This window comes from Allobosea sp. BK604, assembly GCF_004341515.1.
Lineage (GTDB): Bacteria > Pseudomonadota > Alphaproteobacteria > Rhizobiales > Beijerinckiaceae > Allobosea.
Genome location: NZ_SLZF01000008.1, coordinates 46,861 through 70,984 on the forward strand (window position 1 = coordinate 46,861; position 24,124 = coordinate 70,984).

At 65.5% G+C, this 24,124-nt stretch carries 23 protein-coding genes; 6 read left to right on the forward strand and 17 right to left on the reverse strand.

The genetic code is table 11. The features are described 5' to 3' along the window. Positions 1-17: 17 nt before the first annotated feature. Both flgK and EV560_RS23465 read left to right on the forward strand, forming a co-directional pair. The gene (gene flgK, locus EV560_RS23460; RefSeq protein WP_131858258.1) at positions 18-1,862 is read left to right on the forward strand and encodes a flagellar hook-associated protein FlgK; all 1,845 of its coding nucleotides are present in this window, start codon (positions 18-20) and stop codon (positions 1,860-1,862) included. A gap of 4 nt (positions 1,863-1,866) precedes the next feature. Beyond that, a complete protein-coding gene (locus EV560_RS23465) occupies positions 1,867-3,384 on the forward strand; it encodes a flagellar biosynthesis protein FlgL (protein WP_131858259.1) in 1,518 nt (505 codons plus the stop codon). 174 nt (positions 3,385-3,558) lie between these two features. Here EV560_RS23465 and flaF read toward each other — a convergent pair whose 3' ends face one another. The 8 genes from flaF to EV560_RS23510 form a co-directional block, all read right to left on the reverse strand. After that, entirely contained in the window at positions 3,559-3,930 is a 372-nt protein-coding gene (flaF, locus tag EV560_RS23470; RefSeq protein WP_131858260.1) for a flagellar biosynthesis regulator FlaF, read from the reverse strand. Further along, a complete protein-coding gene (flbT, locus tag EV560_RS23475; RefSeq protein ID WP_131858261.1) occupies positions 3,914-4,306 on the reverse strand; it encodes a flagellar biosynthesis repressor FlbT in 393 nt (130 codons plus the stop codon). Before flbT ends, flaF begins: the two co-directional genes overlap by 17 nt. A gap of 52 nt (positions 4,307-4,358) precedes the next feature. Then, entirely contained in the window at positions 4,359-5,690 is a 1,332-nt protein-coding gene (locus EV560_RS23480; protein ID WP_131858262.1) for a flagellin N-terminal helical domain-containing protein, read from the reverse strand. A gap of 318 nt (positions 5,691-6,008) precedes the next feature. Beyond that, positions 6,009-7,325 carry a flagellin N-terminal helical domain-containing protein gene (locus EV560_RS23485; protein WP_131858263.1) on the reverse strand — a complete coding sequence of 439 codons (1,317 nt, stop codon included), beginning with the start codon at positions 7,323-7,325 and terminating at the stop codon, positions 6,009-6,011. A gap of 243 nt (positions 7,326-7,568) precedes the next feature. Continuing rightward, positions 7,569-8,030 carry a hypothetical protein gene (locus tag EV560_RS23490; RefSeq protein WP_131858264.1) on the reverse strand — a complete coding sequence of 154 codons (462 nt, stop codon included), beginning with the start codon at positions 8,028-8,030 and terminating at the stop codon, positions 7,569-7,571. Between the two features lie 182 nt (positions 8,031-8,212). Continuing rightward, a complete protein-coding gene (locus EV560_RS23500) occupies positions 8,213-8,701 on the reverse strand; it encodes a hypothetical protein (RefSeq protein WP_131858265.1) in 489 nt (162 codons plus the stop codon). Next, a complete protein-coding gene (locus EV560_RS23505; protein ID WP_131858266.1) occupies positions 8,688-9,062 on the reverse strand; it encodes a rod-binding protein in 375 nt (124 codons plus the stop codon). Before EV560_RS23505 ends, EV560_RS23500 begins: the two co-directional genes overlap by 14 nt. Continuing rightward, positions 9,062-10,195, reverse strand: coding sequence for a flagellar basal body P-ring protein FlgI (locus tag EV560_RS23510; RefSeq protein WP_131858267.1), 1,134 nt, complete (start codon positions 10,193-10,195; stop codon positions 9,062-9,064). Before EV560_RS23510 ends, EV560_RS23505 begins: the two co-directional genes overlap by 1 nt. Positions 10,196-10,420: 225 nt before the next feature. On the opposite strand from EV560_RS23510, the gene EV560_RS23515 reads away from it, so the two are divergent. Then, positions 10,421-10,828: a flagellar assembly protein FliX gene (locus EV560_RS23515; RefSeq protein WP_248312168.1), complete on the forward strand. Its 408-nt coding sequence runs from the start codon at positions 10,421-10,423 to the stop codon at positions 10,826-10,828. Between the two features lie 22 nt (positions 10,829-10,850). On the opposite strand, the gene EV560_RS23520 is transcribed toward EV560_RS23515, so the two are convergent. The 3 genes from EV560_RS23520 to EV560_RS23530 form a co-directional block, all read right to left on the reverse strand. Next, positions 10,851-11,465, reverse strand: coding sequence for a hypothetical protein (locus tag EV560_RS23520; RefSeq protein ID WP_131858268.1), 615 nt, complete (start codon positions 11,463-11,465; stop codon positions 10,851-10,853). Positions 11,466-11,616: 151 nt separating this feature from the next. Further along, a complete protein-coding gene (locus tag EV560_RS23525) occupies positions 11,617-12,162 on the reverse strand; it encodes a 2,4'-dihydroxyacetophenone dioxygenase family protein (RefSeq protein WP_248312169.1) in 546 nt (181 codons plus the stop codon). Between the two features lie 206 nt (positions 12,163-12,368). After that, complete coding sequence (locus tag EV560_RS23530; RefSeq protein WP_131858269.1) at positions 12,369-13,103, reverse strand: SDR family NAD(P)-dependent oxidoreductase; 735 nt, start codon at positions 13,101-13,103, stop codon at positions 12,369-12,371. Positions 13,104-13,322: 219 nt separating this feature from the next. Between EV560_RS23530 and EV560_RS23535 the strand changes: the two genes are divergently transcribed. After that, the gene (locus EV560_RS23535; RefSeq protein ID WP_131858270.1) at positions 13,323-14,261 is read left to right on the forward strand and encodes an MBL fold metallo-hydrolase; all 939 of its coding nucleotides are present in this window, start codon (positions 13,323-13,325) and stop codon (positions 14,259-14,261) included. Between the two features lie 62 nt (positions 14,262-14,323). On the opposite strand, the gene EV560_RS23540 is transcribed toward EV560_RS23535, so the two are convergent. Continuing rightward, entirely contained in the window at positions 14,324-15,103 is a 780-nt protein-coding gene (locus EV560_RS23540) for a hypothetical protein (protein WP_131858271.1), read from the reverse strand. A gap of 164 nt (positions 15,104-15,267) precedes the next feature. Further along, positions 15,268-16,086: a hypothetical protein gene (locus tag EV560_RS23545; protein WP_131858272.1), complete on the reverse strand. Its 819-nt coding sequence runs from the start codon at positions 16,084-16,086 to the stop codon at positions 15,268-15,270. A gap of 240 nt (positions 16,087-16,326) precedes the next feature. Between EV560_RS23545 and EV560_RS23550 the strand changes: the two genes are divergently transcribed. Continuing rightward, positions 16,327-17,541 carry an NADP-dependent isocitrate dehydrogenase gene (locus EV560_RS23550; RefSeq protein ID WP_131858273.1) on the forward strand — a complete coding sequence of 405 codons (1,215 nt, stop codon included), beginning with the start codon at positions 16,327-16,329 and terminating at the stop codon, positions 17,539-17,541. 213 nt (positions 17,542-17,754) lie between these two features. Continuing rightward, positions 17,755-18,225 carry a GFA family protein gene (locus EV560_RS23555; protein ID WP_131858274.1) on the forward strand — a complete coding sequence of 157 codons (471 nt, stop codon included), beginning with the start codon at positions 17,755-17,757 and terminating at the stop codon, positions 18,223-18,225. 98 nt (positions 18,226-18,323) lie between these two features. Here EV560_RS23555 and EV560_RS23560 read toward each other — a convergent pair whose 3' ends face one another. From EV560_RS23560 to recA, 4 genes are all read right to left on the reverse strand, one after another. Beyond that, a complete protein-coding gene (locus EV560_RS23560) occupies positions 18,324-18,953 on the reverse strand; it encodes a hypothetical protein (protein ID WP_131858275.1) in 630 nt (209 codons plus the stop codon). Further along, the gene (locus tag EV560_RS23565) at positions 18,953-20,113 is read right to left on the reverse strand and encodes a cyclic nucleotide-gated ion channel (RefSeq protein WP_131858276.1); all 1,161 of its coding nucleotides are present in this window, start codon (positions 20,111-20,113) and stop codon (positions 18,953-18,955) included. The genes EV560_RS23560 and EV560_RS23565 overlap by 1 nt, the downstream gene beginning before the upstream one ends. Before the next feature lie 8 nt (positions 20,114-20,121). Continuing rightward, positions 20,122-22,764: an alanine--tRNA ligase gene (gene alaS / locus EV560_RS23570; protein WP_131858277.1), complete on the reverse strand. Its 2,643-nt coding sequence runs from the start codon at positions 22,762-22,764 to the stop codon at positions 20,122-20,124. A gap of 176 nt (positions 22,765-22,940) precedes the next feature. Further along, positions 22,941-24,026, reverse strand: coding sequence for a recombinase RecA (gene recA, locus EV560_RS23575; RefSeq protein ID WP_282568873.1), 1,086 nt, complete (start codon positions 24,024-24,026; stop codon positions 22,941-22,943). Positions 24,027-24,124 lie beyond the last annotated feature (98 nt).

Consider the following 24,124-nt stretch of genomic DNA (forward strand, 5'->3'; position numbering starts at 1 on the left):
GGTGAGAGGAGCTCCCGATGGGCCTCGGTTCTTCCCTGAACATGGCGATCTCCGGCCTGCGCTCGACGCAGGTCGGGCTCAACATCATCTCGCAGAACGTCGCCAATGCGGATTCGCCCGGTTATATCCGGCGGACCGTCAGCACGGTCGAGACCCAGGGCGGCTATACCACCAGCAGCAATGTCCAGCGCCTGCTCGACAAGATCGTGCAGCACCAGCTCTGGCAGGAGACCGCTGGCGCCGCCTATACCTCGACCCGCGCCAATGCGATGTCAAAGGTCGACGAGCTGTTCGGCGCGCCGGGCAGCTCGACGGCACTCGACTCCGTCTACAACGCCTTCACCGGCGCCCTGCAAGCGCTCGAGGACGATCCGTCTTCCTATACCAACAGGACGGCGGTGCTCGACCGGGCCAATGAGCTGGCCAACCGGCTCAATGGGTTGTCCAAGGGGGTGCAGGACCTGCGCCGGCAGGCGGAATCCGGTATCGCGAGCGGCGTCGAGCAGGTCAACAACCTGCTGGACTCACTGACCTCGGTGAATGCCAAGATCGTCGGCAGCCCGAACGATGCGAGCTCGGCCAGCCTGCGTGACCAGCGCGACCGGATCGTCGCCGAGCTGTCGCAATATATGGACATCCGCACCAGCGAGGACGGGCGCGGCTCGCTCTCGATCGTGACGACCTCCGGCACGCAGATCTTCGACGGCCGCCCGGCAGTCACCTTCTCGTTCGACGAGCACCAGAATATCGGGCCGGAATCGCAATGGAGCGCCAATCCCGCCCAGCGCGGCGTCGGCACCATCACGATGCGCAGCGCCACCAGCGGCGGCGCGATCGACGCGATCGCCAGCAAGGTGTTCAAGTCGGGCGAGATCGCCGCGAATATCGAGCTGCGCGACAAGACGCTGGTGCAGGCCCAGGCGCAGCTCGACGAGATCGCCGCGCAGATGTCGAGCGCGCTGTCCGATCGCGAGGTCGCTGGCACGCCGGTCACCGCCGGTGCGGCGACTGGTTTCGACCTCGACCTGACCGGGCTCCAGTCCGGCAACACGATCACGCTGGACTACAAGATCCAGCCGAACGGCGAGACGCGCCGCTTCACCTTCGTCAGGGTGGAATCGGGGGCCTCGCTGCCGCTGCCCGCCTCGGCCGGCGGCGACGCCAAGAACACGGTCGTCGGCATCGACTTCTCCGGCGATGTCGCGGCGCAGATCCAGGCCGCTGTCGGCACGGGCTTCACTGTCGCCAATACCGGCACCGGCATCAGCATCCTCGATGACGGCGCCGGCAACACGCGCGACGTGCTCGGCCTCACCGCGCATCCGACCGCAACGGGTCTGAACGGTTCGGCCGAGCTGCCCTTCTTCGTCGATGGCGGCCGCAACAACGCCGCCTATACCGGCTCCTTCGAAGGCGGCTCACAGGCCGCCGGTTTCGCCGGGCGGATCAAGGTCAATCCGGCGCTGATCGCCGATCGCTCGAAGCTCGTCCAGATCGACCCGACGACGCCGCAGGGCGACGACACGCGCCCATCCCTGCTGCTCGACCGGCTGACGCAGGGCCAGCGCAGCTTCACGCGCGCGACCGGGCTCGACGGCTCGAGCGCGACGTCGACCGGCACGATCACCAGCTTCGTGCAGCGCGTCGTCTCCTCGACGGGCCAGGCGGTCGAGGCCGCGCAGCGGCTCGACGAGGGCCAGCAGGTCGCGCTCGCCACGGTGCAGAGCCGCTTCCAGGAGAGCTCGCAGGTCAATGTCGACCAGGAAATGTCGATGCTGATCGAGCTGCAGAACGCCTATGCCGCCAATGCCCGCATCATCTCCACGGTCAAGGAGATGATGGACATGCTGATGAGGATCTAGTCCGATGACGATCACATCCTATGGGACCGGCGCCTATCGTCTGGCGCAGCCGAACCAGTTCGTCTCGAACCGCACTGAACTGAACGACCTGTTGCGCCAGCTCGACACCGGCAAGCGCAGCACCACCTATGCCGGGCTCGGCATCGACCGGCGCACCAGCCTCGACATCAACGGCAAGCTCTCGTCGCTGGATTCCTATCTGACCGGCATCGACCGCGCCGACGTCAATCTCAAGCTCGCGACGCAATCGGTCGAGAATTTCTACAAGCTCACCACCGAGACCAAGAACGACGCACGGCCGGACAGCTATGTGGCCAGCTCGACCGGCCTCTCGGCACCGCAGGTCCTGGCGGAAGAGAAGTTCAAGCAGGCGCTCGACATGCTCAATGTCGATGTCGACGGGCGCTACCTGTTCTCGGGGCGTTCAAGCGATGTCGAGCCGGTGGTGGGCTACTCCCTGATCATGGACGGCGACGGAGCAGGACGTGCCGGGCTTCGGCAGCTCGTCTCCGAGCGCAAGCAGGCCGATCTCGGCACCGCCGGCCTCGGCCGCCTGACTGTGGGCGGCGCCACCACGACCGTGTCGATCGCGGAGGAGGCAGGCAACCCGAATTACGGCTTCAAGCTGAAGGGCGCCACGACGAATTCGGCGGGCATCACGCCGACCTATACCGCTGGGCCGCCGGCGGACATCGCCCTAAACGTCACCGCCCAGCCGCAGCCGGGCGAGGCCGTGCGCGTCCAGGTCGCACTGCCCGACGGCACGACGGAGGAGGTCGTGCTGACGGCGCGCGCCGCCGGCACAGATGGCGACGCTGCCAGCACGTTCGAGATCGGCGCCGATCCGACCGCGACAGCTGCCAATCTGCGCACGGCGATGACGGCGGCGCTCGGCAAGGAGGCCAAGACTTCGCTTTCGGCGGCCTCGGCCACCGTCGCCGCGGAGAATTTCTTCGCGGGCAGCCCGAGCAACCCGCCGCTGCGGGTGCCCGGCCCACCCTTCGACACCGCGACGGCCGCGCCCGCGCCGGGCACGGCTGCCAATACGGTGATCTGGTATCAGGGCGATGATGGCCCGGGGCCGGCGCGTGCGACCTCGACCGTGCAGGCCGACCAGGGACAAAGCGTCAATACCGGCGCGCGCGCCAATGAGCAGGCTTTCCAGATCGGTCTCGCCCAGCTCGCGATCTTCGCCACCGAGACCTTCCCGGCCGATGATCCGAATTCGAAGGCGGGCTACGAGGCGCTGGCCGAGCGCGTCAGCAATCGGATCGGCTATGCGGACAACGAGCAGACGCCGACCGAGATCATCGTCGAGCTCGGCAGCGCCCAGACCGCGCTCGACCAGGCGGGCGATCGGCACAAGGCCACCAAGAACTATCTGCAGACCACGCTCGACGGCGTCGAGAATGTCACTCCGGAAGAGGTCGCGGTGCAGATCCTGGCGCTGCAGACGCGCTTGCAGGCAAGCTATCAGACGACGTCGATGCTGTCGCAGCTGCACCTGACCAACTATCTCTAGAGCATTTCCGCGTTTCTTCGAATCGCGAAAATTCTCTATCTACTTGTTTTGACGCATTTTCTTCACGCGAACCGGTATCCACTTCGCTCGAAAATGCTCTAGGCGGCCGAGGCTGCCAAAACGAAAACGGCGCCGGAGACCGGCGCCGTTTTCGTTTGTAGGAAAGGCGTGCGCTCAGCGTCCGCGCAGGCCCGCCGCGATGTCGCGGTTGATGCTGACCAGCACCGCGAGCCGTTCCGGCGCGGGCGTGATCGAGACGCGGATCGTGTGATTGAAGATGAAGTTCGCCAGCCCGAGGATATTGCGCTTGATCTCGACCGGCAGCGGGTTGTCCTCGGCGGTCACCGCCGAAACCAGGATCGTCCAGAGCCGACGGTTATAGGTCAAAGCGGCATCGAGCTCGCCCGAGCGGATGGCCCAGTCATCGGCGACGGCCTGGATCTTGGCGGCAGCCTTGATCAGCAGCGAGGCTTCGAGTTCGCGAGGGGAGACGGTAGCTTGAGCCGTTTTGGCGGCGGCGGCGTAGGCGTTAAACCCTGGTTGCATTCGCGATGAGTTCCGCTTCGTAAGCGATCAGCTTCTTGGCTGCTTTCAGGGCTTTGTAGAGCTCACCGCTTAAGATGCAGTTATTGATCTCGGTCATATGCGGCAGAGAGCTGGGCGCCGCGTTCAAAAAATCGCGCACGAGCTCGAAATAGATCTCGTGCTGGTGCGTCGGATCCTGCGACAGGTACATCAGCTGGATGGCGAAGTAGATCTTCTTCGCCGGGCTGTCGGAGCTGGCTGCCGTCAGGATGTCCTTCTCGCGCAGGATCGGCGCCTCACCTTCGATGAAGAAGCGTGTGCGCTGCTCGTCGTTGCGGATGACCACCTGGCCGATGATGATGCGCTCGTTCGGCTTGAGCTCGACCTTGAGTGCCATGTCGCTGCGGCCTTCTGGCTAATAGGGTAGGGATGGCGCGCCGCCGACGAGCTCAGCCGAAGAGGCGCAGCACGCCCTGCTCGGCCTGGTTGGCGAGCGAGAGGGCGGTCTGCGAGAGCTGTTGGCGCGTGTTGAGCGCAAGCAGGCTGGCGCCTTCCTCGTTCGGGTCGGCCAGGACGAGGTTGTCGCCTCCGGTCTTGAGCGTATTGACCAGTTCCTTAGTGAAATCCTGGCGGGTCTGGGCGACCGAGAGGTTCGAGCCGAAGGTCGAGGCCAGCGACTTCAGCGAACTCAGCGCGCCGGTGAGGGCCGCGCTCGCTTTCTCGAGGTCGAGGTCGTTCTGGAAATTGACGAAGCCGGCGAGCTGAGTGTTGATCGCCTGGTCGATGCCGAGGTTCTGGGCGCTCAGTGTCGAGCCCTGGATGTCGAGCCTGGTCTGGTTGTTGCCGGTCTTCTCGTTGAAGACGATCGAGAGACGGTCGCCCTGCAGCAGGTTGATGCCGTTGAAGCTCGAATCCTTGGCCAGGTCGTCGATTTGGTCGCGAAGCGTGTTGTACTGGTCGATCAGGTTCGAACGGACTGCCGAGGTGACATTCGACGAGGTGATCGTCGTGGTAGCGACCGCCGCGTCGAGAGCGCTGAAGCCGATCGCAGTGTTGCCCGTGCCCGTGCCAGCCGCGGTCGTTGCGGCAGTGGCATCCGCGCCGACGCCAAAGCCGAAATCGACCGGCTCAGAGCCGTTGCCCTTGATGTTGAGCTGGCCCTTCTCGTCGACGAAGGCAGTGACAAGGCCCGACTTGTTGATCTCGTTGACGACGTCGCGGATGGTCGCGTTGGCGTTGTTGAAGCTTGCCGTGTAGGTCGTGGTGCCGACCGTGATCGAGATCGCAGCCACAGGCGAAGTGCTCGTGTTGAGGCCGATATCGCCCGGGGACGAGGCCGTCGCGGGATCGGCGACGGCGTCCGCGCTGGCAATCTTCTTGTCGAGCGCGATGTCCTTCAGGCTCTTATTGGCCACTGCGGCTTCTGTTGCCGTGGCGAGAGCCGTGCCGGCCTTGGTCGGACGGTTCTGGGCCGCGTCGGCCTGGGCCTGCTTGATCGTCGATTGCAGCGATTGAACCAGCTTGGTGACGCCGTCGATGCCCTTCGATGCAGCCTGAATGGTCTGGACGCCGTTCGAGATGCCGTCGAGCAGGCCAGTGAGCTGGTTGGCGCGGTCGTTCAGCGAAGCGGAGGTGAAATAGTTCACCGGATTGTCGATGGCCGAGTTGACCTTCTTGCCCGTGGCGAGGCGGTTCTGGATCACGCTCTGTTGGGCCGTGGTCTGCTGCAGCGTCAGGAGATTGTTGCGGATGCCGCTGGAAAGGATCGTGTTGCTGGCCATCTTCGGTCCCCGGAACGCGCGATTCGGCGCGACGCAAGCTGTTCTGGGGGCGATAATTCCTTGTTAAGGATAATAATCGGTTAACGCTGGCTGCGGCTCCTGGCGGCTTTATCGTCATTGCGAGCGCAGCGAAGCAATCCAGGAGGTCTCGCCCGACGGCCCTGGATTGCTTCGCTGCGCTCGCAATGACGGCGAGGGAGTCGGCGCCCCTCGTGCCAAAAAGAAGAAGGCGGCGGAGCTTGCGCTCCGCCGCCTTCTTTGCCCCCGGCCCACATTCTGTGGGCGAACCGCCTTCTGCGGCAGCCGAAGGGTGTTGGATTAGAACAGACGCAGGACTGCCTGGTCGGACTGCGACGACAGGGAGAGGGCGGTCTGTGAGAGCTGCTGACGGGTCTGCAGCGAGAGCAGGTTGGCAGCCTCTTCGTTGGCGTCGGCATTGACCAGGTTGGCGGCGCCCGTCGACAGCACGTCCGCAAGACCCTTGGTGAAGTCCTGGCGGGTGTTGGCGACGGAAAGTTGGGCGCCGAAAGTCGAGGAGAGCGACTTCAGCGAGGTCAGCGCACCGTTGAGCTGCTCAGTGGCCTTGTCCAGGTCGGCGTCGTTCTGGAAGTTGGTGAAGCCGGTGAGCTGCGTGTTGGTCGCCTGGGTAATGCCCAGGTTGTCCGAGGTCAGGCTGGTGCCCTGGATGTCGAGCTTGTTCTGGTTCTTACCGGTCTTTTCGTTGAAAACGAGCGAGACTTGGTCGCCCTGCAGCAGATTGACGCCGTTGAAGCCTGAGTCCTTGGCCAGCTCGTCGATCTGCGTGCGCAGGTCGTTGTACTGCTGAATGAGGTTCGAGCGGACGGCTGAGGTAATGCCCGGCGAGGTGACGCCGGTCGTGCGATCGCCGGCGACGAGGCCGAAGTTCGCGTTCGCCAGACCGGTCTGCGCATCGGTGATCGCGCCGGGGCCAGCGGTGGCCGCACCGATACCAACCTGAAGCGTGTCGGAACCCGTGCCCTTGACGTTGAGCTGGCCCTTCTCGTCGACGAAGGCTGTCGCGATGCCCGACTTGTTGATCTCGTTGACGAGGTCGCGGACCGTCGCGTTGGCAGAAGAGAAGGAGGCTTCGTAGGTCGTGGAGCCGGCGACGATCGAAAGACCGATGTTCACATTGGCAGTAGCGATGCCGACGTTACCGGAGCTCGAAGCGGTGGCGGTGTTGTTGGTGGTGACCGCATCGTCGTCGTTGAGCTTCTTGTCGAGCGCGATGTCCTTCAGGCTCTTGCTGGTCAGAGCCGCTTCCGCGGCGGTGGCCAGAGCCGTGCCGGCCTTGGTCGGGCGGTTCTGAGCCGCATCGGCCTGAGCCTGCTTCACCGTCGACTGCAGCGAGTTGACGAGCTTGGTGACGCCGTCGATGCCCTTCGAGGCCGCCTGAATGGTCTGGATGCCATTCGAGATGCCATCGAGCAGACCCTTGAGCTGGTCCGAGCGATTGTTCAGCGACGAAGCGGTGAAGAAGTTGACGGGGTTGTCGACCGCGGTGTTGACGCGCTTGCCGGTGGCAAGGCGGCTCTGGACGGCGGCAGCCTGGGCGGTGATGTCCTGGACGGAGGCGAGGGAGTTGCGAACGCCCGAGGAGAGAGAGACGGCCATGATGTTTTACCCTTCTGGTAAAGTTGCCTACTGGCGTCCAAGCCATTCTGGCGAGAACGAGCGGGACACTCGGCCGGCAGCCCGTAACAAGAGGTAAATTTCGGAAGGGCAATTCGCGCTAAGTGCGGCGAAGCCAGGGCATGGTTAAACCGCTCTTAAAGACCTGGACCCAAGCGGTTGAGCGCAAACGCAAACCGCCCGCACGAGGCGGGCGGTTTGCATTCAAAGCTGACGTGGCTTGTCTCAGGCTGTGCGCTCGACATAGCGGGCCGTTCCGCCTTCGGCATCGGCCTGGCGTGCGCGCTCGGTGAGCTCGCGCGAATAGAGCCTGAGCTTGAGCATCGCCTCCGTGGGCAACTGCGTAATCGTCTCGCCGGTCGACCTGTCGGTCTTCTGGTAGACGACGCTGCGCGTGCGCGGGTCGATCACCATGCGCCGCTCGATGACCTCACGCAGCGTCTGCTCGCGCTGGCGGTCGGCCTGGCGGCGGGCATCGCTTTGCTGCCTCGCTGCCGCGTCGCGCGCGGCCTGCTCGGAGCGTGCCTTGAGGTCGAGGCGAACGGCGTCGCCGGCATTGGCGGATTGGACGGTCTGTTCAGGGGGCAGATCCACGGGGATGCTGCCGCGCTGGGCGAGCGCGTCAGTGCGGGCGGCGGCTGTGAAGACGCCGACGGCAGACGCCTTGTTCGGGCTGCCGATATCCATTTGTCACTCCTTCTGGAGCTCGGGAGCGGCATCCAGCCGCCCTTGGTATCCTCGTGCTGCGGATAGGACACGCCCATCCAATCCGGCACGATACCCAGAAAATTTGAATCACCCGTAAGGAAGTTAGGTAAATATTGACGGGTCGAATGGCAGCTGCCCGCCTTTCGCGCGGGGTGCGCAGCCTACAGCTGCCGTGACACCATCAGCGGCCCGGAATTCGGGCGGGCATAGGCGGCGTTGCCCACGGTCGCGGCCGGGCCGTAGCCCGCCGCCCTCATCGGCTTGTTCGCCTCGCCGGCGAGATCGCGCACGATCGACTCCGAAACCGCGCGCGCAGTCGCGAGCACGATCTGGTTGGTCTCGATCAGGTCCTGGAAGGCGAGATGCGCTGCTTTCAGCCGCTTCACCTGGTCAGGCACGAAACGCGCGAGCGCGACCGCGTTGAGCTTCACCTGCTCGACGCCGCGCATATAGATGCCGGCGAGCTCGGTCTTGCGCTGCTCGCGCTCCATAGCATCGGGCAGGCGGCCGGCGCGGACGAGTTCGGTCTCCTCGCCGACGACATGGGAGAGCGCGCCCAGCGTCTCCAGCACCGCCTCGATCAGTGCCTGCGCCTCGAGGGCGGTGCCGACGCGCGGCCGCTCGTCGACGACGCGCCTAGCGACCGACATTGGCCACTCCCTGGACAGTCGAGGTCGCGGCGCCGGATTGCTCCTGCACCTGCAGCAGGCTGCGCATGATCTGGTCGGACAGTCCGATGCCGCCGGCACGCTGCATCTGCTGGGCGTATTGCTGCGTCATCATCGAGCGATAGATGCCGCCACCGGTGCCGTTCTCGCCCATCGGGCCTTCGGTATCGGTGGTGGAGAAGAGCCGCTCGGTCATCTGCTCGAGGAACATGCTCTCGAAATCGTCGGCCTGCTTCTTGGCCTTGGCCTTGGCCGGATCGAGCGCATTGGTGATGCCGCTGATCAGCTTGCCGGCGGCGTCGAGCGCCAGGCTGGCGGCGGGGAGGGCGAGGGCAGCGGTCATCACATCACCTCGATTTCGGCCTGGAGGGCGCCGGCCGTCTTGATGGCCTGGAGAATGGAGATCAGGTCGCGCGGGCCGATGCCGAGCGCGTTCAGCCCGTCGACGAGCTCGGCCAGCGTCACGCTCTCGTTGACGAGCGCGAGCTTGTTGCCGCCTTCGGTGTCGACCTTGACGTTGGTCTGAGGTGTCACCACGGTCCGGCCGCGGGCGAATGGGTTGGGCTGGCTGACCTGCGGTTGCTCGCTGATCGTCACGGTCAGGTTGCCCTGCGCCACCGCGACGGTGGAGACGCGGACATCCTTGCCCATCACGATGATGCCGGAGCGCTCGTCGATGACGACGCGGGCGAGCTGGTCGGGCTCGACGCGCAACTGCTCGATATCGGTGAGCAGGCGGATCATGTTGCCCTGGAAGCGGACCGGAATCTGCAGCGCGACGGTCGAAGGATCGGTCGGCTCGGCCGTGTCGCCGCCGAGGAAATCATTGATGGCGGCGGCGATGCGGCGCGCAGTGGTGAGATCGGGATTGCGCAGCGAGAGGCGCAGCGTCTTCAGCTTGTTCAGCGCGAAGTCGATCTCGCGCTCGACCAGGCCGCCATTGGCGATACGCCCGACGGTCGGGACGCCGCGGGTGATCTTGGCGGCTTCGCCCTCGGCCTGGAAGCCGGAGATCGCGACCGGCCCCTGCGACACGGCATAGACCTCGCCATCGGCGCCGAGCAGCGGCGTCGCCAGCAACGTGCCGCCCTGCAGCGACTTGGCGTCGCCGAGCGCGGAGACGGTGACGTCGAGCTTGGTGCCCTGGGTGGCGAAGGGCGGCAGATTGGCAGTCACCATCACGGCGGCGACATTGGCCGTGCGCATGTTGGCGCCGCGGGTGTTGACGCCGAGCCGCTCCAGCATCGCCTGCAAGGACTGCTTGGTGAAAGGCGTGTTGTTCAGCGTGTCGCCGGTGCCGTTGAGGCCGACGACGATGCCATAGCCGAGGATCTGGTTGGTGCGCACGCCCTCGACCGAGGCCAGGTCCTTGATGCGCGAGAGCGCCTCGGCCGGGCCCGACGCCAGCGTGAGGCCGAGCGCGATGAGCGCGGCGAGCGGCGTCACGAGTCGTTTCAGGGCAGGCAGTCGGAGCATTCGTCACCAGATGAGCGAGAGCGATACGGCTCATGACTAGCGAAGGGCGTGCCAAACTCCGAAAAATTGAAAAGCCTTATTTGTCAGATGTTTGAATCTTCGGCTCAGTCTGGCCGAGGTTGCGGATGCCCTGCCGATCCTGCCGCGGCGGCAATTTCTGCCGGGTGATTTACCGTCCGTTAACCACGCCGACCCAAGGCTGCCCCATTGTCATTCGAGGCTCCGATGATCCGTATCGACCAGCGCGCGCCCGTCTCGGGAACCGGCTCGACCAGCCAGGGCAAGCGGGCCGGTGCATCCTCCTTCACGTTGCCGGGGCGCGAGAGCGCGACGGCGACGCGCGGCGCTGCGGTCAGCAGCGCCGGGCAACTGGACACCTTGCTGGCGGTCCAGGCCGAGGGCGAGACGCAGGAGCGCAGGAAGCGGCAGGCGAGGCGCGGCCATGACCTGCTCGACGGGCTCGACAAGCTGAAGGCGGCCCTGCTTTCCGGTCGCGTCCAGGTCAGCGAACTGGAGCGGCTGAAGACGGTGCTGTCGCTCAGGCGCGAGACCACCGACGATCCAGCGCTCGACGACGTGCTCGCCCATATCGAGCTGCGCGCCGCGGTTGAACTAGCGAAATTGGGGCGCTAGGCGCGGGGGCGGGCTGCGCGGTTCACCGCTGCGGCCTGGCGTCCAGGCGCTGGAATTTGGCGAGCCGGTCGATATCGCCGGAGCGAACCGGCTTCAGGCCACTCAGGAACGTCGTGATCGCGTCGTCACCATAGGCGCGGCGACTGATCGCGAGCAGGAAGACGCCCTTGCGTCCGGCATTATCCTGCCATGGCGTGTAGCGATAGGCATTCCATTCGGCGATTTGCCGGCCATCCGTGCCGCGATCGCTGATCAGGAAGTCGAGCAGGGTTTCGCCGGTCTTGGGGTTTTTCAGGATCGCCAGATTGAAGACCGGATCCTTGCCCTTGCGCTGATTGAGCCACCGGACCTGCGTGGCGAGCGCGGCATCGACCGAGGTGCCGTTGTCGAGCAGTTCGATCAGCAGCATCCGGTCATGCTTGCCGGGAACCTGGCCGGCGGGGACATATTCCTGCTTGTAGTAGCCGGGCGTCGGCTGTGCGCTCCAGGCGAGCGCGTAGCTGGTATCGCCGAATATCAGGGGGCCGGGGAGGCCGAGCCGGTCGAGCGATTGCGCGAACGCGGCCTGGACGCCGCAGATGAGCACGGCAAGGCCGAGCAGGCCCTGCGACATGAAGCTCGACGGCGTTCGCGCCATCCCGAAACCCCTTCGTGGCCGGCTTCCCGTCCGCTCCGCCAGAGCATTTCCGCGTTCTCTGAAACGCGGAAATTCTCTATCTATTTGTCTTGACGCATTTTCTTCACGCGAACCGGTATCCACTTCGCTCGAAAATGCTCTGGGAAGGGGATCAGCGGATGAACTGATCCACGTATTCCGCGCCGAGCCCGTTCTGGGCGTAATGGGCGCGGCATTTGTCGATGCGGGTGAAGACGTCGTCATAGCCCAGGCACTTGCCGTCCGGGTCGACATAGATCATCGCGCCATTGACCTGGAACATGGTGATCATCTCCTCGACATCGGGATCGACCACCAGCGTATGGGTCTCGCCCGGCGCCTCGTAGACATAGGAGCCCTCGGTAGCGACCCAGTCGTGCTCGAGATAGCGCCACTTGCCCTTGATGACATAGCCATGCACCGGCAGCGGATGGCGATGGCGCGAGAGCACGCCGGCGCGGCGGACCTTGAGCAGGTTCATCCAGTAGCCGCGCGAGGCGCTGAAGAGCAGGGGGCGGAACCAGACATTATCGTCGACCGGCACCCAGACACGCTCGTCGGTCGGGATGACATTCGGCACGACCAGCTCCGGCGGCGACTCTTTCGGCTGGGGATGGCGGTAGGGCGTCCAGCGTTCTTCGACGGTCGCCTCGACGGGCATCGGATTGGGCTTGTTCATGATGGCTTTCCCTTGAGAGCTTGATTCAAGGCGTTGTCGGATAGAGTCCGGATATAGCGGCAAGTGCCTGCCATGGCTGTCGTTTTCAGGCTAGATCATCGGACCGGATATCGTAACCGGTCCGATGATGCAGCTTCTTGCTTTCGCATCGGCTTTTCCGAAAACCGGAATCCACTTTTCGGGCTGATGCGCTGGCGCGGGTGGCCTCAAACCGCCAGATAGCCGCCGTCGACCGGCAGGATCGCGCCCGTGACGAACTTGGCCGCATCCGAGAGCAGGAACAGGATGGCGCCGCCGACATCGCTCGGCTCGCCCCAGCGGTTCTGCGGCGTTCGCGCCAGGATCGGGGCGGAGCGCACGGCATCCTCGACCAGCGGCTTCGTCAGCTCGGTTGCGATCCAGCCCGGCGCGACTGCGTTGACACGGATGCCCTCCTGCGCCCAGGCGGCTGCGAGCGACTTGGTGAGCTGGCCGACGCCGCCCTTGGAGGCGGCATAGCCCGGCGCGAAGGGCGAGCCGTGGAAGGTCAGCATCGAGGCGGTGTTGACGATGGCGCCGCCGCTCGCTGCGAGCTTCTCCCTGGCGGCGAGGCACATGCGCATCGAGCCGGTGAGATTGACCTCGATGGTGAGGCGGAAGGCCTCAATCTCGAATTCCTTGCCGCCGCGCTGGATCATGCCGGCGCAGTTCACGAGTGCATCGAGACGCGGGCAGGTGGCGATGATGGCTGCGACCTGATCATCCCTGGTGACGTCGAGCCGGGCATGGCGGATCGCGGGGTGGGGCGGCGGCGCCGCAACCTCCTCGTCGGTCAGGCCGGTGGCGAGGACCTCGTAGCCGGCCTGGGCGAGGGCGAGCGCGGCGCCGGCGCCGATGCCGCGGGTGCCACCGGTGACGAGAGCGAATTTGGCAGAGGGCTGTGTCTCAGAAGGCTGTGTCATGGCGCGCACGCTAGTGCGTGAGTGCCGTTGCGGGAAGTCGCAAGTCCGCACGGGGCCTTTGCATGGCGCGCTGCGGCTCGCCTCTCCTCCGATATTGCGGGCGTGCTATCGTCCGGAGACAAGGGCCGATTTCGGTGCGCCTGCCGCGCGAAACCTCCGCCTGCAATGGCGGGGTGCCGTCCGGATCCGGTGCGTGCCGAGTTCTCGGAGGATCAGATCATGTCCGACATCATCTCCACCGGCCCGAGCCGCCGGCAGCTTCTGGCTGGTACCGCCGCGTTCGCGACGCTGCCGGCCTGGGCGCAATATGCGCTGGCGCAGCAGGCCTATCGCTTCAAGCAGGGCGAGTTCGACATCACCGTCGTCAGCGACGGCTATCTGACCTTGCCGGCCGATATCATCATGCCCACCGCGAATGCGCAGGAGCGGGCCGAGCTGCTGAAGCGCCTCGGCGGCGCCGCCGACAGTGCGCCGATGCGGACCAATATCCCGGTGATCCGCGTCGGCTCCGACCTGATCGTCGTCGATACCGGCTCGGGCGACAAGTTCCAGGCCACGGCCGGCAATCTCGTCGAGAACCTCAAGGCGGCCGGCATCGATCCGGCTGCGGTCACCAAGGTCGTCTTCACCCACGCTCATCCCGACCATAGCGGCGGCACGCTCGGCAAGGACGGCAAGCTCGCCTTCCCGAACGCGGCCTATTATGTCGGCGCGGCCGAATGGCAGTTCTGGACCAATCCGGACTACAGGACCGCGATGCCCGAGCCGCTGCACGAATTCGCCCGCGGCGCGCAGCGCGACCTGTTCGCAGTCAAGGACCGGGTGACACTGGTCAAGCCCGGCGACGAGATCGTCTCAGGCATGCGCGTTCTCGACACGGCCGGGCACACGCCGGGCCATATCTCGCTCGAGCTCGCGGGCGGCTCCGGCATGATCATCACGGCCGATGCCGCGACGAACCATCTGATCTCCTTCGAGCATCCCGATTGGCGCTTCGGCTTCGACATGCAGTCGGACCTCGCCATCGCCAACCGCAAGAAGCTGGTCGACCGGGCGGCGAGCGAGCGGCTGCGACTGCTCGGCTATCACTGGACCTATCCGGGCGTCGGCTTCGCCGAGCGTAGCGGCAGTGGCTTCAGGTTCGTCGCCGAGGCCTGAGAGCCAGTCCGAGGCTGCGAGTCTCTGGCGCCGGGATGTCCGGCCGCGTCGCGGCCGGCGGCTCAGCGCGCCCGCAGCGCCCTAAGCAATTGCTCGTTCCAATTGTCGGACTGGTCGTTCACCGTGAAGAAGGAGCCGTCGCTGCGCTGCTCGATCCCGACCTGGAAGACCTTCAACTGGATGATGGCGGGAACGCCCTGCTCGAGATTGTCATTCTTGAAGGATTGGGTGGAGAGGTTCTTGAACTCGACCTGGGCCTCTCCCGAGGCCAGCCTGATCGGGAATTTGCCGGAGGCCGAAGCGCTTTGCTCGAAGCGAAGCTCCGCCTCCTTGCCGGTGGCCGCCCAGTTGACGATGACATAGCGCAGCGGCGAGCGGGGCTTGGCGGCCTCCGGCAGCTGCATCACCGCTTTTTGCTCGGGTGTGCTGGCATTGATCAGCTGGATGAAGTTCAGAGCCGGGGACCGCATGCGGGTGATGCGGTAGTCCTTCACGACGAGTTCCGCTGAATCGCTGATCTTCGCTTCGATCTTGACGATATCCTCGGCCAATGGCGCGCCGCCAGTGAATGAAATCCCGGCGGCTTTGATGCGTGATGCCTTGAACTCGGTGCCCTGGCCGTCCGGCCGGGTGAAATTCTGAGGCCAGGCGAGGTCGTCGAGCAATACCAGGCTGTTGGTCGATGTATCCCATAGATACAGGGTCGACAGACTGCTCAGGCCGGAATTGACGATGCCTTGATTGGTCGAGGCGTAATTGGCGTCGACCGTCACCGAATTGCAGCCGCCGAGCGTCAGGATCATCATTGCCGGCAACAGATAAATTTTGATGGAGTTCAGCACGCCAGCCCCCTCGCGCTTTATTTTGCGATTACTGGGAACTTAGCTTTTGAGGCGGGTCTTGGGAAGCTTGGCCAAGTGCGCAGGGTAAACGCACATCGCTGAAATCAGCGCGATATCGTCCTGGCGACGCTCGCGCGCCGCCGCAACCTAAGCTTCCGCCAGGCTCACTTCAGCTGGTACTTGAGCCGCAGCATCGCCGAGGCATTGCTCTGGAACTCGCTGCCGGCAAGAGGCACCTGCCGGGAGAGCTTGACGTCGAGCACTGTTCGCCAGGGTCCTGACATCGGCCCGGTCAGATCGGCCAGGACCTGCATCTGCGGTGTCACGGTCGCCTCGGGCATGTTGCGGGCTGCGAAGGCATAGGTGCTGGCCAGCGCGATCTCCGAGGTCAGGGTGACATTATCGAGCAGGCGCTGGCGATAGCCCAGCGTTGCGCTCGCATTCTGGTTCGCCGTGCCGGCCATGCCGACATCGCCGCCGGTCGCCAGCCCCCAGCGCAGTCCGGTCTCGCTATCGGCCGGCTTGCGCGCCAGCGCCCAGTCGAAGCGGGTGTCGGTGCTCTGCCAGGCGCCGGCGCCAGTGATGAAGGAGGTCGCGAGCGAGAACCGGTCGGGCCCGAGCTTCACGCCGACGGCGCGCTCGACGGCGGAGGGCGGCCCACCCCCCGTGCCGGTGAAGCCGCGCCTGATCGTGGTCGCCTCCAACTCCGGCCGGGCCAGGCCGGCCCGTTCGCTGCGGAGCTGGAAGGCGGCGCTCCTGTCGATTTGCGGCGCGACGAAGGTCGGCACGCTCAGCGCCTCGTCGGTCGGCAGCTCCCAGGAAATCGTTTCGGGCACGCGGGCAAAGGCGAGGGACGGCTCCGACCCGCCTTTCGGGCGAGCGGGCTCGGCCGTAGCCGGATGCTGCAGGACGGCCAGGGCGACAAGCAGCGCCGGCAGCACCGCACGCAGATGCGGCGCTTGATGATCAAGGTTTGTGGACACGACGATCGTCCCGTTCCAACGGTGGCGACCGACAAAGGCTGACTTTGGAAGATGCCGTTTTTGCGGCAGTGCAACATGAAGCCGGCTCAGCCTCCCGCTGCGGCCGCCACGTATCCCATGCCTAAAAGGCCGGCTTCCCCCTGCGCCGTTTAACAGCTAGGAAGCGCCGCAACGGCTTGCGGCGCCCCCGCCGCAGGTTGGGAATGGTTCCAATCCGAGCGGAAGCAGGGGTCGCATCACATGAGCAAGATCAAGGTCGCCAATCCCGTCGTCGACATGGACGGCGACGAGATGACCCGCATCATCTGGCAGAAGATCAAGGACACGCTGATCTTCCCCTATCTCGACCTCGAGCTGGATTCCTACGACCTCTCCGTCGAGAATCGCGACGCGACCGATGACCAGGTGACGATCGACGCCGCCAACGCCACCAAGAAGCATGGCGTCGCGGTGAAATGCGCCACGATCACCCCCGACGAAGGGCGTGTGAAGGAATTCAACCTGAAGCAGATGTGGAAGTCGCCGAACGGCACGATCCGCAACATCCTCGGCGGCGTGATCTTCCGCGAGCCGATCATCTGCAAGAACGTGCCGCGCCTCGTGCCGGGCTGGACCCAGCCGATCGTGATCGGCCGCCATGCCTATGGCGACCAGTACCGCGCCACCGATTTCAAGTTCCCGGGCAAGGGCACGCTCTCGATCAAGTTCGTCGGCGAGGACGGCAACGTCATCGAGAAGGAGGTCTTCAAGGCTCCGGATGCCGGCGTCGCCATGGCCATGTACAACCTCGACGATTCGATCCGCGATTTCGCCCGCGCCTCGCTGAACTACGGCCTGATCCGCAAGTACCCGGTCTATCTCTCGACCAAGAACACCATCCTCAAGACCTATGACGGCCGCTTCAAGGACATCTTCGAGGAGATTTACCAGAACGAGTTCAAGGCCGAGTTCGACAAGCTGGGCATCACCTACGAGCATCGCCTGATCGACGACATGGTCGCCTCGGCGATGAAGTGGTCGGGCGGCTATGTCTGGGCCTGCAAGAACTATGATGGCGACGTGCAGTCCGACACGGTGGCCCAGGGCTTCGGCTCGCTCGGCCTGATGACCTCGGTGCTGATGACGCCGGACGGCAAGACCGTCGAGGCCGAGGCGGCGCATGGCACGGTGACCCGCCACTATCGCGAGCACCAGAAGGGCAAGGAGACCTCGACCAACTCGATCGCCTCGATCTTCGCCTGGACCCGTGGCCTCAGCCACCGCGCCAAGCTCGACGGCAATGCCGAGCTCGCCAAGTTCGCCTCGCTGCTGGAGAAGGTCACGGTCGATACGGTCGAGGCCGGCGACATGACCAAGGACCTCGCCCTGCTGGTCGGCGCCGACCAGAAGTGGCTCTCGACCACCGGCTTCCTCGAGAAGGTCAGCGAGAACATGCGCAAGGCGATGGCTGCCTGAGGACCGTTCGATAATTCTACTGGCGCGGCCGTCTGACGCGGCCGTCTGCGCTTCCGGTGCTCACGGACGGATGTCTGCTCCGCTCCGGTTCTCGACGGCCACGCCAGTCGGCTCTCGCCAGCGAATTCTCGAAAGGCCTCTGCGCCGCCAAGCCCGTTGCCTGAGATCGAAAGCCCGGCCAGTCTGGCCGGGCTTTTTTCATGGGTGATCCAAATGACCGAGAATGGGCCTGTTCTCACCGGCGGCTGCCAATGCGGCGCCGTGCGCTATCGGTTGGCTCGGCCTCCGAGCAGGGTCTCGGTCTGCTTCTGCCGGATGTGCCAGAAGGCGGTCGGCGGCTATTTCGGCGCCTATGCCTCGTCGCGTGCCGAGGATGTGGTCTGGACCCGAGGCGAACTCAGCCTCTTCCGCTCCTCGGAGGTGGCCGAGCGCGGCTTCTGCGGGGTTTGCGGCACGCCACTGTCGTTTTCGTATCGCGGCAGCGGCCGGCTCTCGGTCTCGACCGGCAGTCTCGACGACCCGGCGGCGTTCCCGCCAGGGGTGGCCCATGGCATCGAGGGCAGGGTGCCGTTCTTCGCTGATATCTGCGAGCTCGAGGGCACGCGGACCGAGGACGACATTCCGGCCGATGAGATGGTGCGCTACCGCTCGCGCCAGCACCCCGACCACGACACAGAGCGCTAAAGCATTTTCGAGCGAAGTGGATACCGGTTCGCGTGAAGAAAATGCGTCAAAACAAAGAGATAGAGTATTTCCGCGATTCAGAGAAGCGCAGAAATGCTCTAATCGACCAGGAGCGGCCGCCGCGCCAGGATGCGCTGGCCGCTCAGCGGCGCGTTCATGATGTAGCGCAGCTCGTAGGTGCCGGATTTCTCCGGCGCCTCCAGCGTGGCCTCGACATTCTCGGCGGGGAAGAAGCTTGGTCCCTCGGCCTCTGTCGGCGCGCCGGGCTCGGTGATGACGACACGATCACGCCCGCCATTGGGGCCGATGCCCCGGGCGGGGAAGCTGACGCCGCGCTTGACGCGCTCCGGCGCCGCCAAGGTCGCCGAGGCCGGCGTCGTGGTGAGGGACTGGCGCGCCAGGATCTCGCTCTTGCCGTCGCCCTCGCGCAGCAGCCTGAGCTCATAGGTTCCGGTCTCGCCGGGAACCGTGATCGAAGCGGTGGAGGCCGCGCCAAGCGGCACCGAGACCATCGCCGTCTCCGGTGCATCGGTGGGCTTGGCGATGGCGACCAGCGACTGGGGCGGGGCCTGGCTGGCGAGAACGGAGAGCATGGTGCCGGCCATGGTGCTGCCCGAGGCGGAGAGGGCTGGCCCACCCGGCGGCGCGGGCGCGCGCTGCTGCGCCGGCGCGCCGGTCATGCCGGCGCAGAGACAGGTGACAAGGGTGAGGGCGGTCAGGGTTCGCATCATGCTTTCGAAGTATTGGACAGGCGTTCGGCGAGTTCAGGATGCCGCGCCATGAGCGAGCGGAAATCGACGGCGTCGAGGATAAGCAGCTTGGTCGGCACCACGGCGCGGGCCGCGGGCGTGTCCTCTCTACCCAGCAGGGCGATTTCGCCGAAAGTAAGGGCACCGAAATGATGACCCTCATCGAGCCGGCGGCTTTCCTTCTCGTCGTCGAGCTCGACCTCGCCGCTGGCGATGAAGAAGATGGACTGTATCGGCTCGCCGCGGCGCGTGATGGTAGCGCCAGTCTTGACCGTCTGCGCTCGCAGGAAGCGCATGATTTCGGCGATCTCGGCTGCGTTCAGGGCGCCGAAAAGCGGCATGCGCGCGATCATGCTCCAGGTCACCACGAATTCGCGGCGGTGGATCTCCTGCGCGAAGGCGGTGGCGACGATGCCGACCGGCAGGGCCAGCATGACGAGCCCCATCACGGCGGTCAGTGAGGCGACGACCTTGCCGGCCGCACTGATCGGATAGGCATCGCCATAGCCGACGGTGGTCAGGGTCACGATCGCCCACCACATCGCATCGGGAATCGTGCCGAACTTGTCGGGCTGGACGTCATGCTCGGCGAAATGCATCAGCGTCGCCGAGAGCAGCATGACGCCGATCAGGATGACGAGGCACGCCGTGAGCGCCTTGCGCTCGGCGGCAAGGGCTGCGCCGAGCGAGGCCATGCCGGGCGAGTAGCGGCCGAGCTTGAAGAAGCGCAGCAGCCGGAAGATCATCAGGATCTTCAGATCGTTCCAGCCGAACAAGCCGAAATAGAGTGGCACCGTCGCCAGGAAGTCGATGATCGCCGGCAGGGAGAGAGCGTAGCGTGCGCGCGCCTGCCAGGGCGTCAGGTCGCGATAGCGTGCATGCTCGGGGGCGGTCCAGAGCCGGACGGCATATTCCAGCGTGAAGACGATCAGCGAGACCAGCTCGATCAGCTCGAAGAGCCGGGCGTAGCGCTGCATCAGGCTCGGCACGGATTCGAGCACGAGCGCGCCGACATTGATGATGATCAGCGCGACGAGCGTCGCATGGACGAGCCGGGCGCCGAGATCGTCGCCCGTGCCGAAATCGATGATCAGATGGACCCTGCGCCGCCAGCTCGGATGTGGCAGCGCAGCGGCCATGACGAGCCTCAGGCCATCGCAGCGGCGACGGCGTCGAGCGCCGCCTGAGCCTTGGCCCCGTCCGGCCCGCCGGCCTGGGCCATGTCGCGGCGGCCGCCCCCCCCCTTGCCGCCGAGCTGCTCGGAGGCGGCGCGCACCAGCGCGACCGCGTCGAAGCGCGAGGTCAGGTCCTCGGTGACGCCGACGACGACGCCGGCCTTGCCGTCCTCGGCAACGCCGACAATGGCGACGACGCCGGAGCCGACGCGGGCCTTGGCCTCATCGGCCAGGCTCTTCAGATCCTTCATCTCGACGCCGGTGACGGCGCGCGCCAGCAGCTTGGCGCCGGCGATCTCCTGGATTGGATCTTCGGCCGCGCCACCGCCGCCCATGGCGAGCTTCTTGCGCGCGTCGCTGAGCTCGCGGTCGAGCTTGCGGCGCTCCTCGATCAGCGCGGAGAGCCGGGCCTCGGCCTCGGACGCCGGGACCTTGAGCAGGCCGGCGAGATCGCGCAGGCGCTTCGAATCGGCATTGAGCTGGCGGCGGGCATTGGTTCCGGTCATGGCCTCGAGCCGGCGCACGCCGGCCGCGACCGCGCCTTCGCCGACGACGCTGACCAGGCCGATATCGCCGGTGCGGCCGGCATGGGTGCCGCCGCAGAGCTCGACCGAGAAGGCCTTGCCGCCATCGGTCGTGCCCATCGAGACGACGCGGACCTCGTCACCATATTTCTCGCCGAAGAGCGCGCGGGCGCCCGAGGCGATCGCCTCGTCGACGCTCATCAGCCGCGTCGTCACCGGCTCGTTGCGCAGCACGATCGCATTGGCGATCTCCTCGACCTTGGCGAGCTCCTCCTCGGTGATTGGCTTGGGATGCGAGAAATCGAAGCGCAGCCGGTCCGGCGAGACCAGCGAGCCCTTCTGCGCGACATGGTCGCCGAGCACGAGCCTGAGCGCCTCGTGCAGCAGATGCGTCGCCGAGTGGTTGGCGCGGATGGCGTTGCGTCTGATGTGATCGACCGCCAGCTCGGCGGCGGCACCGAGCTTGATCTCGCCCGAGGTCACCTTGACCGAATGGGCGAAGACGTCGCCGAGCTTCTTCTGCACATCCGAGACCTCGGCGCTGAAGCCGGCGCCGCTGATCGTGCCGGTATCGCCGACCTGGCCGCCCGACTCGCCGTAGAACGGTGTCTGGTTGAGCAGGACGATGCCGCTCTCGCCCGCCTTGAGGCTCTCGACCTCGGCATTGTCGCGGATCAGCGCCGTGACGACGCCCTCGGCCGTCTCGGTGTCGTAGCCGAGGAATTCGGTCGCGCCGACCTTGTCGCGCAGCGGGAACCAGAGCTTCTCGGTCGCGGCCTCGCCGGTGCCGGCCCAGGCGGCGCGCGCCTTGGCCTTCTGCTGCTGCATCGCCGCGTCGAAGCCCTCGGTATCGACACCGACGCCGCGCGAGCGCAGCGCGTCCTGCGTCAGGTCGAGCGGGAAGCCGTAGGTGTCGTAGAGCGTGAAGGCGACGTCGCCCTTGAGGTTCTGGCCGGAGGTCAGATCCCTGGCCGCGTCGTCGAGGATCGAGAGGCCACGCGCCAGCGTGGTGCGGAAGCGGGTCTCCTCCAGCTTCAGCGTCTCGCTGATCAGGGCCTCGGCGCGGATCAGCTCGGGATAGGCCTGGCCCATCTCGCGGATCAGCACCGGCACGAGCTTGTGCAGCAGCGGCTCCTTGGCGCCGAGCAGCTGCGCATGGCGCATGCCGCGGCGCATGATCCGGCGCAGCACATAGCCGCGACCCTCGTTCGAGGGCAGCACGCCATCGGCGATCAGGAAGGCCGAGCAGCGCAGATGGTCGGCGATGACGCGGTGGCTCGCCTTCATCGGCCCGTCGGAATCGACCGAGGTCAGGTCAGCGATGGCGCGGATCAGCGCGGCGAAAAGGTCGATCGAATAATTGTCGTGCGTGCCCTGGAGCACCGCGGCGATGCGCTCCAGCCCCATGCCGGTGTCGATCGAGGGCCGGGGCAGGTTGCTGCGGATGCCGCCAGCCGCCTCCTCGTATTGCATGAAGACGAGGTTCCAGATCTCGATGAAGCGGTCGCCATCCTCGTCCGGCGAGCCGGGAGGGCCGCCGGGGATATGGTCGCCATGGTCGTAGAAGATCTCGGAGCAGGGGCCGCAGGGGCCGGTATCGCCCATGCGCCAGAAATTATCCGAGGTCGCAATGCGGATGATGCGCGAATCCGGCAGGCCGGCGATCTTCTTCCAGAGCCCGTGCGCCTCGTCATCCTCGGAATAGACGGTGACGGTCAGCTTATCCTTGGGCAGGCCGAACTCGCGCGTGACCAAGGTCCAGGCATGGGTGATTGCCTGCTCCTTGAAATAATCGCCGAAGGAGAAGTTGCCGAGCATCTCGAAGAAGGTGTGATGGCGGGCCGTATAGCCGACATTGTCGAGGTCGTTGTGCTTGCCGCCGGCGCGCACGCATTTCTGCGCCGTGGTGGCGCGGACATAAGGACGCTTCTCCTGGCCGGTGAAGACGTTCTTGAACTGGACCATGCCGGAATTGGCGAACATCAAGGTCGGGTCGTTGCGCGGCACGAGCGGGCTCGACGGCACGACCTCATGGCCGTTCGCCTTGAAATAATTCAGGAAGGTGGACCTGATCTCGTTGACGCCGGTCATCGCAATTCGAACTCTGCTGCTGGGCTGAAGGCGGAGCGGACCGCCCGCTGATAAATCGGTTCTAGTCAGCGGTTTTGCCAGTGTCCAGAAACTCGGTGCCAGAGCCTTGAGGCTCCAACGAAAACGGGCGACCCGAAGGCCGCCCGCTTCTTATCCCGCCACTGGCGTGGGGAGGCTCAGGCTTCGCCTTCGTCGAGATCATCCTCGGTCGGCGTCGCCTGGTCGAGGATGCGCTCGGCGACGAGGCCGGAATTCTGGCGGATCGTCGCCTCGATGCGCGCCGCCATCTCGGGATTGGCCTTGAGGAAGGCCTTGGCGTTCTCGCGGCCCTGGCCGAGGCGCTGGCTGTCGAAGGAGAACCAGGCGCCGGATTTCTCGACCATGCCGGCCTTGACGCCGAGATCGATCAGCTCGCCGACCTTCGAGATGCCCTCGCCGAACATGATGTCGAACTCGACCTGCTTGAAGGGCGGCGCGACCTTGTTCTTGACGACCTTGACGCGGACGGAGTTGCCGGTCGCCTCGTCGCGCTCCTTCAGGGTCGAGACGCGGCGGATGTCGAGGCGCACGGAGGCATAGAACTTGAGCGCGTTGCCGCCCGTCGTGGTTTCGGGCGAGCCGTACATTACGCCGATCTTCATGCGGATCTGATTGATGAAGATCACCATGCAGTTCGAGCGCGAGATCGAAGCGGTGAGCTTGCGCAGGGCCTGGCTCATCAGGCGGGCCTGCAAGCCGGGCTGGACGTCACCCATCTCGCCCTCGATTTCGGCGCGCGGGGTGAGGGCCGCTACCGAGTCGACGACGAGCACGTCGATCGCGCCCGAGCGGACCAGCGTGTCGGTGATCTCGAGCGCCTGCTCGCCGGTATCGGGCTGGGAGATCAGCAGGTCGTCGAGATTGACGCCGAGCTTGCGGGCATAGACCGGGTCGAGCGCGTGCTCGGCATCGACGAAGGCGCAGACGCCGCCCTTCTTCTGCGCCTCGGCGATGGTCTGCAGGGCGAGCGTGGTCTTGCCAGAGGATTCAGGACCGTAGATCTCGATGACGCGGCCCTTGGGCAGGCCACCCACGCCAAGCGCGATATCGAGGCCAAGCGAGCCCGTCGAGATGGTCTCGATCTCGATCGCCTGCTGATTCTTGCCCAGCCGCATGATCGAGCCCTTGCCGAAGGCCCGTTCGATCTGAGAGAGCGCGGCATCGAGCGCCTTGGCCTTGTCCATCGAAGAGCCTTCCACGAGCCTGAGATTCGCCTGATTCACGGTGCGCGCTCCTTATGGCAGGGGCGCGACCACATCTCAATGCGCGCCATGCGCAAATATGGTCATGGTTTGTTCTCGTCTTCAAGTTCTTTTTTTGT